Here is a 13094-nt window from a genome sequence, read left to right on the forward strand (position 1 = left end):
CCTAACTGCAGTGTTCGAAGCCGCTGGTGTACGAGCTGCTGCCGACCGAGCCGCCCCACTTGACGCACTGCGAGGCCGCGTCGCGCCGTACCGGACCCGCGTAATAGTCGTAACTACCCGAGTCGGTCGTCCGGTTCTCCCCTTGCGGCTCCAGGAAGGCCGACATCGCCGACGCCGTGCCGAGGTTGGACGTCTTCAGCGTCGCGACGCAGTTGTAGCCGTTGCCGGAGTTGTAGAGCAGATACGTACGGCCGCCGGTGAGCGCGGCCGAGTCGATGACCGAGTAGCCGCTGCCGCAGACTTCCTCAGGGGTGTAGGGATTGCCGCCGCAGGAGTTGGTGCTCGTGATGGCCTTCTTCTGGCCCAGGGACACGGTCACGCCGTCCACGGTCGGGCTGGTGTCCATCGCACCGGTGGAGGTCCGCTGTTCGTAGTGCAGGTGCGGCGCGTTCGAGCCGCCCGTCGAACCGACGGTCCCGATCACCGTGCCCTGGCTGACGCTCAACGAGCTGCCGGCCGACCTCACCATGCTCGCCAGGTGGGCGTAGCGGGTTCTGGTGCCGTCACTGTGGCGGACCTCCACCCACTTGCCGTAGCTCGTGCTTCCCGCGTCGCTGAAGTACGCGGTGCCGGCGGCGGTGGCACGCACCGTCTCGCCGTTGATGTCGTCGCCCCCGTAGTCCTGCCAGTCGATGGAGCCCGACGGGTTGTGGTCAGGGAGCCAGTTGTTGGCGTAGAAGGTCTTGCCGCAGTTGAACGGGCTCTTGTGCGTGATGGCCAGGACGCCGGCGTCCTGTGCCGAGGCGGACTGGGGAATCAGCGCTGTCGCGAGAGCGACTAACAGGGCAGTGATCGCGGGCCTGAGGGTTGTAGGCATGGTCACCTCTCTGAACAGGGTGCGTATGGGGGGATACGGTCAGGCGCCCAGTTCCTTCGATGTCGACGAGCCTCATGGAGACGTGGGGTTCGACATCTCACCGCCCGTGGGGGGAGGGCGGTCGATCATGAACATATCCCTGAAAGTTCTCTTCATCAATCTCTACAAACATGAAATTTTGCGGCTTTTAACGCAACCATTCAGCCACTGCTAGCCGTACCGGCCGCTTGAGACCGGGCGCAGCGCGGTGGTGAGGTCGTCCGCGAGTCCGGCTATCTCGTCGGCGGCCAGGGGCGAGACGGTGAGGCGGATCGCGGGCGGGGTGGCGAGGCGGTTGCGGGCGCCGGGGGCGACGGCCCAGCCGCGGGCGAGCAGGCGGGTGATCGCGGTGGTCTCGTCCGGGACGGGGACCCACACGTTGAGCCCGGTGCGCCCGTGCGCGGGGATGCCGCGCTCCGCCAGCGCCGTCACCAGGCCGTCCCTGCGCCGCGCGTACGAGGCCGCCACCGCCGCCGGGTCCACCGCGTCAGTACGCCAGAGGTACGCGACGGCGCGCTGCAGCAGGTGGCTGACCCAGCCCGCGGCCAGGCGCTGACGGCCGCGCAGCCGGCCGAGCGTGACCGGGTCGCCGGTGACGAGGGCGACGCGCAGGTCGGGCCCGAACGCCTTGGCCGTCGAACGCGTGAGGACCCAGCGCTGCGTGACCCCCGTCAACGAGTGCAGCGGGAGGTCCACGAAGCCCGACCCGTGGTCGTCCTCGATGAGCAGCACCCCCGGGTACGCCCCCAGCACCTCCCGCAGGGCGCCGGCCCGTTCGGCGGAGACGGCGGCGCCGGTCGGGTTCTGGGCGCGGGCGGTGATCACAACGGCTCGGACCCCTGACCGCAGGGCCCGGCCGAGCTCGTCGGGCAGCGGGCCCTCGTCGTCCACCCGCATCGGCACGGGACGCAGCCCCATGACGCCGGCCAGGTCGAGCAGGGCCGTCCAGCCCGGATCCTCCACGGCCACCGCGTCGCCGGGACGCAGCTCGGCGGCCAGCACGCGCTCGACCGCGTCGAGGGTGCCCGAGGTGATCGCCAGCGGCCCGGCCGATACGCCGTCCGCGCGCATGCGCTCCCCGGCCAGCGCGATCAGCTCCTCGTCGTCACCCGTCCCGTACATCGCCGGCCGCTCCTCGTGCGCGCGGGCCGCGGCGGCGAGGGCGTCTCCCAGGGGCGGCAGCAGGGCCGGGTCGGGGTTGCCCTTGGACAGGTCGCGCACGCCAGGAGGCACCTCGATGCGAATCTCCTCCCGGAACGTGCTGGCCGGTCGCGGCCTGACCCGGGTGCCGCGCCGCCCGGCGGTCTCGACGACGCCGCGCTCGCGCAGCAGCCGGTACGCCGACGCCGCCGTGTTGGGGCTGACCCCGGCCCGGGAGGCCAGCTCGCGCACCGGAGGGAGCATCGCGCCTGGTGACAGCCGCCCCTCCGACACGGCGGCCTCGACCCCGGCCGCGATCTCACTGGCAGTCCCGCCCGCTATCAGGTATTTTTCTGGCACAAAACCTATTATGTACTAATACAAAGAGGTACAGGTGCTCATTCATCCTTGGGACGCGGCCCACGACGGCGACGAATGGCGGACCTGGCTGCGTACGCGCGACTTCGGGCAGCTCGCCGCGAACGGCGTGGACGGCGGCCCGCCGGTCGTGGTGCCGACGCATTTCCTGTTCGACGGCGGCGAGATCGTGCTCCACCTGGCCAGGCCGAACCCGATCTGGCCCGCCCTGGAGGCCAACCCGGCCGTGGTGGTGACCGTGCACGACGACTACGCCTACATCCCGTCGGGCTGGCGCTCCGACACCCCGGAGAACGGCGTGCCGACCAGCTACTACGCCGCGGCGCAGCTCACCTGCCGGGCCCGGATCGTGGACGACAAGGAGGGCAAGGCCGAGATCCTGCGCCGCCAGCTGGCCCACCACGAGCCCGACGGCGGGCACGGCGAGGTGGCCGCGGACGCGGGGCCGTACCGCAAGATGTTCTCGGCGATCCGGGGGCTGCGGCTGGAGGTGGTGGACGTGCGGGCCAAGTTCAAGTACGACGACCACCGGCCGGTCGACTTCCGCGAGCGGATCGCGGACGGGCTCGCCGAGCGGGACCTGCCGGGGGACGCCGGCGCGCGGGCGCAGCAGCTCAGACGGATGTCCCGCGGCCGGTGAACTCCCGGGCGGCTTGCCATTGCCAGTTGTTTCAGTCTAGTCTGAAATTACTGGCTACAAGGTTGAACGTTAGGATGACCGCATGAGTGCGCAGGACGGCCCCGACCGCGAGCAGGTGCTCGAATGGGTCGAGCGGGTGGCCGGGTTCGTCTCCGCGGAATGGGGGCTCGCCCCGATCACCGGCCGCGTCCTGGGCTGGCTCATGGCGTGTGACCCGCCGGCGCAGACCGCGAGCGAGATCGCCGACGCCATCGGCGCGAGCCGCGCGTCGCTCACGACGAACATGCACCTCCTGACGTCCATCAAGCTCATCCGCAGGTTCCGCAGGCCAGGGGAGCGGAACGTCTACTACCAGATCGAGGACGACGCCTGGTCCAAGGTCATCCGGCAGAAGCTCGCCGCGTTCGTCGCGTTCGACGAGCTGGCCGCCGAGGGCCTGCGGCTCGGCTGGACCGACGAGGCGCAGACCAGGCGCATCGAGTCGGCCAGGACCGCCATCGCCGATCTCGCCAAGGTGCTCGACCAGGCCTCCGGCTGAATCCCTGAGCGGACGCGGCGGGCTCTCTGCGGCCACGCCGCCGTCCCGCCATGCCCTCTCACAAGGATCCCCATGGACGACTTGATCTCAGTCGCCGCACTCACGAAGTCATACGGCGCGACCCGCGCGCTCGACGGGCTCGACCTGTCCGTACGCGCCGGTGAGGTGCACGGCTTCCTCGGCCCGAACGGCGCGGGAAAATCCACGACCATCCGCATCCTCCTCGGCCTCGTCAGGGCCACCTCCGGCACGGTCCGGCTGCTCGGCGGCGACCCGTGGCGGCAGGCCACCGAACTGCACCGGCGCCTGGCGTACGTGCCGGGCGACGTGACCCTGTGGCCCACGCTCACCGGAGGCGAGGTGATCGACCTGCTCGGCCGCGCGCGGGGCGGGCTCGACCAGCGGCGCCGCGCCGAGCTGATGGACAGGTTCGAGCTCGACCCGCGCAAGAGGACCCGCACCTACTCCAAGGGGAACCGCCAGAAGGTGGCGCTGGTCTCCGCCTTCTCCTCCCGGGCGGAGCTGCTGATCCTCGACGAGCCGACCTCGGGCCTCGACCCGCTGATGGAGGAGGCCTTCCGTGCCGTCGTGATCGAGGAGCGGCGGGCGGGCCGCACGGTCCTGCTGTCCAGCCACCTCCTGTCCGAGGTCGAGGCCCTGTGCGACCGGGTCACCATCATCCGCGCGGGCCGCGCGGTGGAGTCGGGCACCCTTTCCGAGCTGCGCCATCTCACCCGCACCTCGATCACCGCCGATCTCGTGGGCTCCCCCGGCTCGCTCGGCGACCTGCCCGGCGTGCACGACGTGCTGGTCGAGAACGGCCGGCTCACGTGCCAGGCCGACTCCGGCGCGCTCGACGGGCTGCTCGCCCGGCTGTCCGCGATCGGCGTACGCGGCCTGACCTGCAGCCCGCCGAGCCTGGAGGACCTGTTCCTGCGCCACTACCAGGAGGCCGCGCGATGATCGTGCTGCTCGGGCTGGCCGCCCGCCGCGAACGCCTCCGCTCGGCCGTCTGGATCCTCATGGTCGTCATGCTCGGCGCGGGCCTGGTCTCCTACATCGACGGCTACTTCACCACCCAGGAGGCGCTGCGCACGTACGCCCGGGTGATCTCCGCCAACCCGATCTTCCTCGGCCTCGGCGGCCCCGTCGCCGAACCCTCGATCGGCGCGATGGCGGCCTGGCGCAGCGGCGGCCTGCTCTTCCTGCTCACCGCCTGGATGGCCCTGACCATCGTGATCAGGCACACCAGGGCGGAGGAGGAGTCCGGGCGGCAGGAGCTGATGTTGTCCGGCGTGATCGGCAGGGCCGCGCCCATCACCGCAGCCGTCGTCACCGCGGCCGTCGCCGCGCTGGCCGCCGGGGCGCTGACCTCGGGCGTCCTCGTCGCGATCGGCATGGAGGCGGCCGGGTCCCTCGCGTACGGGGCCGCGATCACGGCCGCTGGCTGGGTCTTCGCCGCGGTCGGCGCGGTGACCGCCCAGCTCGCGCAGACCGCCCGCACCGCCACCACGCTCGGATTGCTCGCGCTCGGCGTCTCCTACGTGCTGCGCTACCTCGGCGACGCCTCGGGCTCGACCTGGCTGACGTGGCTCTCGCCGCTCGGCTGGAGCCACCTGGTGCGGGCCTACGCGGCCGACCGGTGGTGGCCGCTGATCGTTTCGCTGGTCGCGACCGGGGTCCTGCTGGCGCTCGCGTACGGGCTGTCCGCCCGCCGCGACCTGGACGCCGGCCTGCTCCCCGTACGCCCCGGGCCGGCCACGGGCCCGCGCCTGAAGGGGTCGCTCAGCCTGGCCTGGCGCCTCCAGCGCGGCCTGCTGGCCAAGTGGGCCGTGGGCGTGGCGGCCGCCGCCGCGCTCTTCGCCGGCTTCAGCGGCGTCGCGCCCCGCCTCGCGGACCAGCCCGGCTGGGTCCTCGACGCCTTCTTGGCGCGGTACGGAGGCCCGTCGCGCGATCCGGTGGACGCCTACCTGTGGATCATCGTGCTCCTGCTGGCGTACACGATCGCGCTCTACCCGGTGCTCGCCACGCTGCGGCTGCACCACGAGGAGTCCTCCGGCCACGCCGAGGCCCTGCTGTCCACGGCGGTGAGCCGGCTGCGCTGGGCGGCGGCGCACCTGGCCGTGGCCGCGCTCGGCACGCTGTCCTTGCTGCTCCTCGGCGGATTCGTCACGGGGCTGATCTACTCGCTGGTCATGGACGACCCGGCGGTGGGCCGGATGGTGCTCGCGGCGCTCGAACACGTACCGGCCGCCTGGCTCGTGGGGGCGTTCGCCGCCTTCGCCGTGGGGGTGTTGCCGCGGGTGTCGGTGGCGCTGTCGTGGGCGGTCTGGGGCTTGGTGACCGTGGTGGGCGACCTGATGGGACCGCTGATCGGGCTGTGGGGCTGGAGCCGCGTCGAGCCCTTCCACTACACGCCCAACACGGTGTCGGGCGAGCCGTTCACCGCGACGCCGCCGGCGGTGATCCTCTCGCTGACCGCGCTGCTCGTCGCCACCGCCCTGATCCGCCTCCGCGGTCGCGACCTGGGCTGACGCTTGATGTCCGATTTCCACTAGTGGGGACGGCCGGGGAGCCGGAAGAGTGAGCCGCATGCTCACAGACGAAGACGCGTATTCCGTGCTCAGAAGCCGCGACGGCCGCTTCGACGGCCGGTTCTTCGTCGCCGTCGTGACCACCGGCGTCTTCTGCCGCCCGAGCTGCCCGGCCGCCCTCCCCAAGCGCGAGAACGCCCGCTTCTACCCGTCCTGCGCGGCCGCCGTGGAGGCGGGCTTCCGCGCCTGCAAGCGCTGCCGCCCGGACACCGTCCCCGGCTCCCCCGAGTGGAACGTCCGGGCGGACGTGGTCGGCCGCGCGATGCAACTCATCGCCGACGGCCTCGTGGACCGCGAAGGAGTGGCCGGTCTGGCCTCCCGGCTCGGTTACAGCGAACGCCAGCTGCACCGTCAGCTCACCGCCGACCTGGGCGCGGGCCCGCAGGCCCTGGCCCGGGCCCAGCGGGCGGCCACGGCCAGAACGCTCCTGGAGAGCACGGACCTGCCCGCGAGCGAGATAGCGTTCGCGGCCGGCTTCCCCTCGATCCGCCAGTTCAACGACACGGTTCGCAAGGTCTACGGCACGACGCCCACCGCCCTGCGGGGCACGCCCGCCGCCGGCCGTCCGCCCGGCACGGTCCGGCTGCGCCTCGCCTATCGCCCGCCCCTGGACCTGCCGGACCTGTTCTCCTGGCTGGCCGCCCGTGCGATCCCGGGCCTGGAGGACGCCGGCGCCCACCACTACCGCCGTTCCCTGACCCTCCCGCACGGCCTGGGCGTCGTCACGCTGCGCGCCGCGAGCACGTACGTCTCCTGCGAGCTCTACCTGGAGGACCTGAAGGACCTGGCGGCGGCGGCCCGCCGCTGCCGCCGTCTCCTGGACCTGGACGCCGACCCCCGCGACATCGCCGACCACCTGGCCCGCGACCCGCTCCTGGCCGACGTGGTGGCGAGGACTCCCGGCAGGCGCGTGCCCGGCCACGTGGACGCGGCCGAGATGGCGATCCGCGCGATCCTGAACGAGGAGACCCCCGCCGGCAGAGCCCGGCTCGCCCACCTGGTCCGCGCCTACGGCACTCCGCTCCCCGATCCGCCGACCGGCCAGGTCACCCACGCCTTCCCGCGCATGGAGGCGCTGGCGGGCTCCGGCGCGCCGCCCCCGGTCACCGCCCTGGCCCGCGCGTTGATCGCCGGCACCCTCCGGCTCGGCCCCGAAGCCGATCGCGACCAGATCGAACGCGAGCTCCTGGCCCTGCCGGGCATGGAGGCGGAGGCCGTGGCGCGGATCCGCATGCGAGCCCTCGGCGACCCCGACGTCTTCCTCCCCGCCGACCCGGCCGTGCGGGAGGGCCTGCGCGGCCTCGGGCTGACGGCCGGGGACGCGGACCGTTGGCGCCCCTGGCGCTCGTACGCGATGCGGCATTTGAGCACGCCTTGTCCTCCCTCCTAAGGAACCGTTCGTGTCGACCTACTTGTCCCTCCTCAGGAACCGGCGTGACTTCCGCAACCTCTGGCTGGGCGCGTCCGTCTCCGTGATGGGCGACAGCATGACGTTCGTGGCCCTGTCCTGGCTCGTCCTCGCCCAGCCCGGCGGAACGGCGAAACTGGGCGTCCTGGCCGTCTGCTACACCGCCCCCGTCCTGGTCGGCGGCCTGGTCGCGGGGCCGCTGCTCGACCGGTTCGACAAGCGGGCCGCGCTGATCGCCGACAGCGTGCTGCGTGGCGCCGCCGTCGGGTCCGTCCCCCTCATGGCGGCGGTCTCGACCGTGCCCACCTGGCTCCCGTTCCTCGTCGCCGCCCTCTACGGCCTGTTGAAGATGGTCCCCATGGCGGCGGTCCCGGCCGCCATCCCCGACCTGGTCGGCCCGCGGGAGCGCGACGCCGCCAACGCGCTCGAATCCGTGAGCTACTCCTTGTCCGGCATCATCGGTTTCACCCTGGCCGCCCCGCTCCTGAGCACCGTGGGCCCGGCGAACCTCCTGGCTCTCGACGCCGCCACCTACGCCTGCTTCGCCGTGGCCGTGACCCTGATCCGCCGCCCCCTGCGCCCGCACGGGAGGCCAGAACCCCGGGCCGGACGCGAGCCGGTCTTCCGCGACAGGGTCCTCATCGGCACCACGCTGGCCTTCATGGCCTTCAACATCGCCGAGGGCGCGATGACCATGGTGGTCGCCCCGTGGCTGGCCAAGGAGCAGCTTCCTGGCGACGGCGCCGCCCTCTCGCTCCTCATGGCCGCGCTGTCGGCCGGTGAGCTCCTGGGCGGGTTCGCGGCCGGGGCCTGGCGGCCGAGAATCGACAGGCTGGTCGCGATCGCCGTGGTGGAGCTGGTGGCGGCGGCGGGGTTCCTGGCGGTGCTGGGGGCCCCTGACTGGATCCCGGTGGCCGCGGGCTTCCTGGTCATCGGCCTGTTCAGCGCGCCCATGACCGTCTGGGCGCAGTCGCTGCGCATGGAGCGCATCCCGCCGTCCCAGCGGGGCCGGGTCTTCGGCGTCTTCCGCACGATGATGCAGGCCACCCCGCCCGTCGGCGCCGCCGCGGTCACCCCGTTGCTGGTGGCGGGCAATCTGGCCGGGGCCGTGATCCTGATGACCGCTCTGGCGGCCCTCCCCGCCTTCGCCCTGCTGCTCGTACGCGAGGACCGCGGGTTGTGGATAACCCGATCCTCCTGTGGATAACCACCCCCGTGCGGGCCCTCACCAGGGGTGCCGGAGACCGGCGCCCCGAGAGGGTCGCAGCACACGTGAACGCTGGAAAACCAGGGCTTTGTGCTCCATACCACAGCGCGGGACACCCTCGATCCGGCTGTCCACCGGCCTGCGCACACACCCTGTGGATGAACGCCCCTCAGCCGGCCCGCGACGGTCACCAGTTCCAGTACGAGCGCGCCTCCGCCGTCCAAGCCTTCGGGAAGTACTGCTGGATCTTGAACGCCATGCCGAGACCGCGGGCGATGTACTGGTCCCGGTCCAGTTTCCGGGTGATCGGCTTGCCCGGCTCGTCCTTGTTGTCCCACCAGGACTCCCACTGCTTGATGCAGGTCTTCCCGCTCAGGTACTGGTTCGAGCAGGGCGCGGGCGGCGACCAGATCTGGGTGTGACCGAAGTCGATGACCTTCCCCGACGACTTCTCGGTGATGGTCCCCCACGCCTTGAGGCAGTACCCCTGCGGGGGAATGTCCCACTTCACGTAGTGCTGCGGGCCCGACGTGGCGAACGTGCGCAGGTTGCCGCACTTGGCGTCGCCGATCTGCTCCTTGGTCATCCTGACCGTGTAGTACGTGCCGTTGCCCCGCCAGCCGTCCAGCATCAGCCAGTCGCCGTCGCGCACGAACTTCTCCGCGTAGTCCGGCGGCCACTTCTTCGGATCGCCCCAGCTGACCTCCGAGTTCGTGGACGACAGCGGCTTCCAGGTCCACTGCCCGGCCGCCTGCCCGTCGGCCCAGTACTGTCCGGCGCTGCGCTCGGCGAACTGAGAGTACTGGCCGTAGTTCTCCCCCGCCCGCGCCGGGCCGGCCATCCCCGCGAGCACCGTGATCATCGCCGCGCCGGCGGCGAGCATTCCCCTCTTCTGAATCTCCACCGGCGGCACGCTACAGAGCACCCGGGCGCGCGCCGGCTCACATCGAAAATCTTCGAAGCGCCCTACCCCGGCGAGGCCGGGCGGAGGAGGAACGCGGCGCTCTCGTGTTCGGGAACCTCGACCGCGAGCCCGGTGCCGGCCAGGGCCTCCGCGATCAGGTCCCGATCGCCGACCCACTGCAGGACCAGCTCATCCACCAGATCGCCGTACGCGTCGAAGCTCGCCGTGTGCGACTGCGTCGTCCAGAAGACGGCCCTGGGCGGCTGCCCGGCCTCGGCGGCCGCCTCGTGGACCTGCTGCCAGGCGCCGGAGGCGGTCGGCCAGAGGTCGGGCTCAGCGAGGTAGCCGTGCGCGGCCAGCCGGTCGAAGGCCGTCGCGATCCTGCACAGGTCGGACGATCGGTCGGCGGCCAGGCAGGTCACGACCCCTTCCTCCGGCTTGTTCCGGCCGTGGACCGTGGCGATGAGCGAGTCCATCAGGGCCTCGCTGTGCCTGGCCAGCTCGTCCTCGTCCATCTCCAGCAGCGCGTCGTAGTCGTCCTCCTGACCCGCCTGACCGGGAACGGAGATCACCAGGCCCTCACGGGCGAACGCCGCCTGGATGTTGGAGGGCAGCCCGCCCCGCCAGGCGAGCGGCACGTCGTCGGCCAGCACGCCCTCCGGGGTGAAGTGGTCGGCGCACGGGCTCAGCAGGCCGCTGGTCTCGGTGTCGGACGCGAAGCGCTCGGCGTCGACGATCTGCCAGCCCTCGTGCTCCAACCGGCTCAGCGCCCGGTCGAAGCCCTCGCGCTGCGTGCCGCGCGGCGCGACGGCCTCCTCCGACTCGATCAGCTTGGCCAGCGTGTCGGCGACCTCGGCGCGGCGCTGTTCGAGGAACGCGCGGGTCTCGGCGATGAGGTTCCGGCGCATCAGGGTGTCCATCACCATCGACCACCAGGCTTCGGCTTCGCCGAAGGCGTCCGGGTCCAGCTCCTTGAGCGAGAGCCACAGCTTCTCCGTGTAGCTCTGGCCGTCATCCGCGGATTCGCCGTTCAACGCCTGCTGGCGCAGCCTGAGCCGGTAGAGGAACTCGACGAACTTCGCGAGGGAGCTGTTGACCTTCTCCGCTTGCGGGGTCTCGTCCATCGACAGCAGGCCGACGACGCCGCCGCGGATGTCGAGGAAGTAGCGCATGCCCGAGTCTCCCGACGTGCCGCCGAGCGTGAGGACTTCGACGTCCCCGCCCGGCGTCCGGAACACGACGAGCGAGCCCACCCGCGGCTCGTCGGCGATGAAGGTGGTGAACGCCTGGTCGGCGCGCACCGGCAGCCCGACCTCGGAGAGGATCTGGATGTCCTCCTCCGACAGCCCCTTCTCTCGGCACTGCTCGACGTCCATCAGCAACAGGCCCTCGTCGCCGAAAGCCTCGACCATCTCTTCGTGCGTGACCACGATTCAACACCCCGACGTCAGACCCTGGGATCAAGTTCCCCCAAGGGTAGGGGATCTTTACGGATCAGACGGTACGTTCCCAGCGGACCTCCCCCTCGTGCCACCGGTCTGTGGCGCGCAGGCCGGCCGCGGCGGCGACGGCGGCCGAGGCCGCGTGGTCGGGGTGGATGTGCGCGACGATCGTGTCGATCCCCTCTCGCACGAGCCGGTCGACCAGGGCCCGGGCGGACGCGGTCGCCAGGCCGCGGCCCTGCCACGGCGTGCCGATCACCCAGGCGATCTCGGCGGTCCGGCCGTCGATCGTGGCCTGCACGTACCCGACCAGCCGCTCTTCCTCCCTTGACCAGACCACCCAGTTGCGCCACCCGGGCGGCCCGGCGACCAGCCGCTCGTAGCGGGCGCGCAGCTCCGGCGCGGTGAGCGGGGCGCCGCCGGTGAACGCGTGCAGCCGCGGGTCCGCCAGCACGACGGCCATCTCGTCGGCGTGCTCCGGGCGCAAGGGGATGAGGACGAGCGCGGGCGCCTCGATGGGGTCGCTCACCGGCTTGTACTGGGAGAACGGCTCCCGCACGTCGTGGGGCGCGTGGGCGACGGCGTCACGGTCGGGCTCCGCGGCGGTGACGCGGGGGAGGTGGACGACGATGTCGTACGCGTCCAGCGGGCTCTGCTCGGCGTGGTAGGCGCCGTAACGCTGCTGGGTGACGGTCTGGACCGCGGCGGTGTCGGCCGGCGACAGCCGTCGCAGGTCGGTCGCGAAGGGGCCGGCGCAGGTCGCGGCGCAGGTCGCGGCGCAGGTCGCGGCCATGAGCGCGTCGAGGCTGCCGGGCTGGGGCGGCTCCTCCAGGTCCGTGAAGAACGTGCCGGTGTGGAAGCCGGGCCCCGTGTTGAGGGTCTGGCCGCCGCCCGAGGTCGTGCCGATGACCAGACAGCCCGCGCCCAGCCGCTCGGCGAGGTGCATGCCCATCGGGGTCATCGCGGGCACGCCGGGCATGGCATGGGGCCGGCGCTGGACGTGGCCGTTGTGGGCGGCGACGACGATGCGGCCCTCGCGGCGCAGTATCCACTCGACCGTGTCCGCGATCGCGGCGTCGCGGCAGGTCATCACCCCCTGGTGGTCGCCACGGGCCATTTGGCGGAGCATCGCGTCCAGGGTGACCGTGAGGTCCGTGAACCGCAGCGCCCGCTCGTACGCGTCGGCGGTCGTCCGCCGCCGGTAGTCCAGGCGGCGGCCCGTCATGCGTGCCGCGAGATCGGCGAGGCCGGCCGTCAGCGTGTCCCTGCGTTCGGGCGGGAGGCTCCCGTACGCGGCGACGGCCGCGGGCGCGGAGAACGCGGACGTGGCCGCGAAGGCGGCGGCCGTCTCGCGCAGGCCCGGGTCGACCTGGAACTCCGGATCCGCCTGCGCGAGATAGGCGATCACGGCGTCCAGCCCGGGCAGCAGCGACACCATCGAGCCGGGCAGGTCGATGCCGTAGAAGCCGACGGGGTGCGCGGCGGTGCGATTGTGCTGCCGCATCCACTCCAGGTGGGCGCGCATCGGCGTCCACAATCCCATCAGCGAGGTCATGCCGTTCGCCAGCACGTCGCCGAGCGGCTCGCCGCCGCCCCGGACCCAGCCGTCGGCCAGCCATCCTTCGACGAATCCCGACTCCATCGCGTACGCGCTGAACCCGTGCCGTTCGACCAGGTAGCGCAGCAGGCGGTGGCGCAGCCGGTAGAACTCGCCGTTGTAGTGGGCGCTCTCGCCGATCATCACCACGCGCGCGTCGCCGACCGCCTGGTCCAGCCACGCGAGGTCGTCCAGCGGAGCGGCCGGATCCAGCGTGGACAGCGGGATCACCGCCTCGTCACTCAGCCGGACCTGCTCCTTCGAAGGTGTCATTCCCGCTCCCCAGATTGCTTTCCCAACTTTGGTAACGGTACCAGATATGGGAATATA

General features: G+C 71.9%; 11 protein-coding genes. 6 read left to right on the top strand and 5 right to left on the bottom strand.

Features of this window, described 5'->3' with window-relative positions; all coding sequences use genetic code 11:
* Position 1 precedes the first annotated feature (1 nt).
* Both ABZS69_RS48570 and ABZS69_RS48575 read right to left on the bottom strand, forming a co-directional pair.
* Positions 2 to 877 carry a M23 family metallopeptidase gene (locus ABZS69_RS48570; RefSeq protein WP_355386038.1) on the bottom strand — a complete coding sequence of 292 codons (876 nt, stop codon included), beginning with the start codon at positions 875 to 877 and terminating at the stop codon, positions 2 to 4.
* Between the two features lie 210 nt (positions 878 to 1087).
* Positions 1088 to 2416 (bottom strand): aminotransferase class I/II-fold pyridoxal phosphate-dependent enzyme, encoded by a 1329-nt coding sequence (locus ABZS69_RS48575; protein WP_355386041.1) that lies wholly within the window; start codon positions 2414 to 2416, stop codon positions 1088 to 1090.
* Positions 2417 to 2450: 34 nt separating this feature from the next.
* Here ABZS69_RS48575 and ABZS69_RS48580 point away from each other — a divergent pair, with 34 nt between their 5' ends.
* From ABZS69_RS48580 to ABZS69_RS48605, 6 genes are all read left to right on the top strand, one after another.
* Positions 2451 to 3074: an FMN-binding negative transcriptional regulator gene (locus ABZS69_RS48580; RefSeq protein WP_355386044.1), complete on the top strand. Its 624-nt coding sequence runs from the start codon at positions 2451 to 2453 to the stop codon at positions 3072 to 3074.
* Between the two features lie 82 nt (positions 3075 to 3156).
* Positions 3157 to 3612: a transcriptional regulator gene (locus ABZS69_RS48585; RefSeq protein WP_355386047.1), complete on the top strand. Its 456-nt coding sequence runs from the start codon at positions 3157 to 3159 to the stop codon at positions 3610 to 3612.
* A gap of 72 nt (positions 3613 to 3684) precedes the next feature.
* Positions 3685 to 4575: an ABC transporter ATP-binding protein gene (locus ABZS69_RS48590; RefSeq protein ID WP_355386050.1), complete on the top strand. Its 891-nt coding sequence runs from the start codon at positions 3685 to 3687 to the stop codon at positions 4573 to 4575.
* Positions 4572 to 6146 carry a polyketide antibiotic transporter gene (locus ABZS69_RS48595; protein WP_355386053.1) on the top strand — a complete coding sequence of 525 codons (1575 nt, stop codon included), beginning with the start codon at positions 4572 to 4574 and terminating at the stop codon, positions 6144 to 6146. Before ABZS69_RS48590 ends, ABZS69_RS48595 begins: the two co-directional genes overlap by 4 nt.
* A gap of 58 nt (positions 6147 to 6204) precedes the next feature.
* Complete coding sequence (locus tag ABZS69_RS48600) at positions 6205 to 7596, top strand: AlkA N-terminal domain-containing protein (RefSeq protein WP_355386056.1); 1392 nt, start codon at positions 6205 to 6207, stop codon at positions 7594 to 7596.
* A 10-nt stretch (positions 7597 to 7606) separates the two neighbouring features.
* Positions 7607 to 8821, top strand: coding sequence for an MFS transporter (locus tag ABZS69_RS48605; protein ID WP_355386059.1), 1215 nt, complete (start codon positions 7607 to 7609; stop codon positions 8819 to 8821).
* A 187-nt stretch (positions 8822 to 9008) separates the two neighbouring features.
* Here the strand turns inward: ABZS69_RS48605 and ABZS69_RS48610 are convergent, their stop codons facing one another.
* The 3 genes from ABZS69_RS48610 to ABZS69_RS48620 form a co-directional block, all read right to left on the bottom strand.
* Entirely contained in the window at positions 9009 to 9725 is a 717-nt protein-coding gene (locus tag ABZS69_RS48610; protein WP_355386062.1) for a hypothetical protein, read from the bottom strand.
* Between the two features lie 62 nt (positions 9726 to 9787).
* On the bottom strand, positions 9788 to 11155 hold the full coding sequence (locus ABZS69_RS48615) for an SUKH-4 family immunity protein (protein ID WP_355386065.1): 1368 nt from the start codon (positions 11153 to 11155) through the stop codon (positions 9788 to 9790).
* Positions 11156 to 11219: 64 nt separating this feature from the next.
* Positions 11220 to 13037, bottom strand: a complete 1818-nt coding sequence (locus ABZS69_RS48620; protein ID WP_355386068.1) for a GNAT family N-acetyltransferase — start codon at positions 13035 to 13037, stop codon at positions 11220 to 11222.
* Positions 13038 to 13094: the final 57 nt, after the last annotated feature.

The organism is Nonomuraea sp. NPDC005650 (assembly GCF_040605375.1).
GTDB lineage: Bacteria > Actinomycetota > Actinomycetes > Streptosporangiales > Streptosporangiaceae > Nonomuraea.

Bases quoted from the DNA above. Each gene is read 5' to 3' on its own strand.
- ABZS69_RS48595 (WP_355386053.1), top strand. From the start codon at position 4,572: ATGATCGTGCTGCTCGGGCTGGCCGCCCGCCGCGAACGCCTCCGCTCG.
- ABZS69_RS48570 (WP_355386038.1), bottom strand. From the start codon at position 877: ATGCCTACAACCCTCAGGCCCGCGATCACTGCCCTGTTAGTCGCTCTC.
- ABZS69_RS48620 (WP_355386068.1), bottom strand. From the start codon at position 13,037: ATGACACCTTCGAAGGAGCAGGTCCGGCTGAGTGACGAGGCGGTGATC.
- ABZS69_RS48585 (WP_355386047.1), top strand. From the start codon at position 3,157: ATGAGTGCGCAGGACGGCCCCGACCGCGAGCAGGTGCTCGAATGGGTC.
- ABZS69_RS48600 (WP_355386056.1), top strand. From the start codon at position 6,205: ATGCTCACAGACGAAGACGCGTATTCCGTGCTCAGAAGCCGCGACGGC.
- ABZS69_RS48590 (WP_355386050.1), top strand. From the start codon at position 3,685: ATGGACGACTTGATCTCAGTCGCCGCACTCACGAAGTCATACGGCGCG.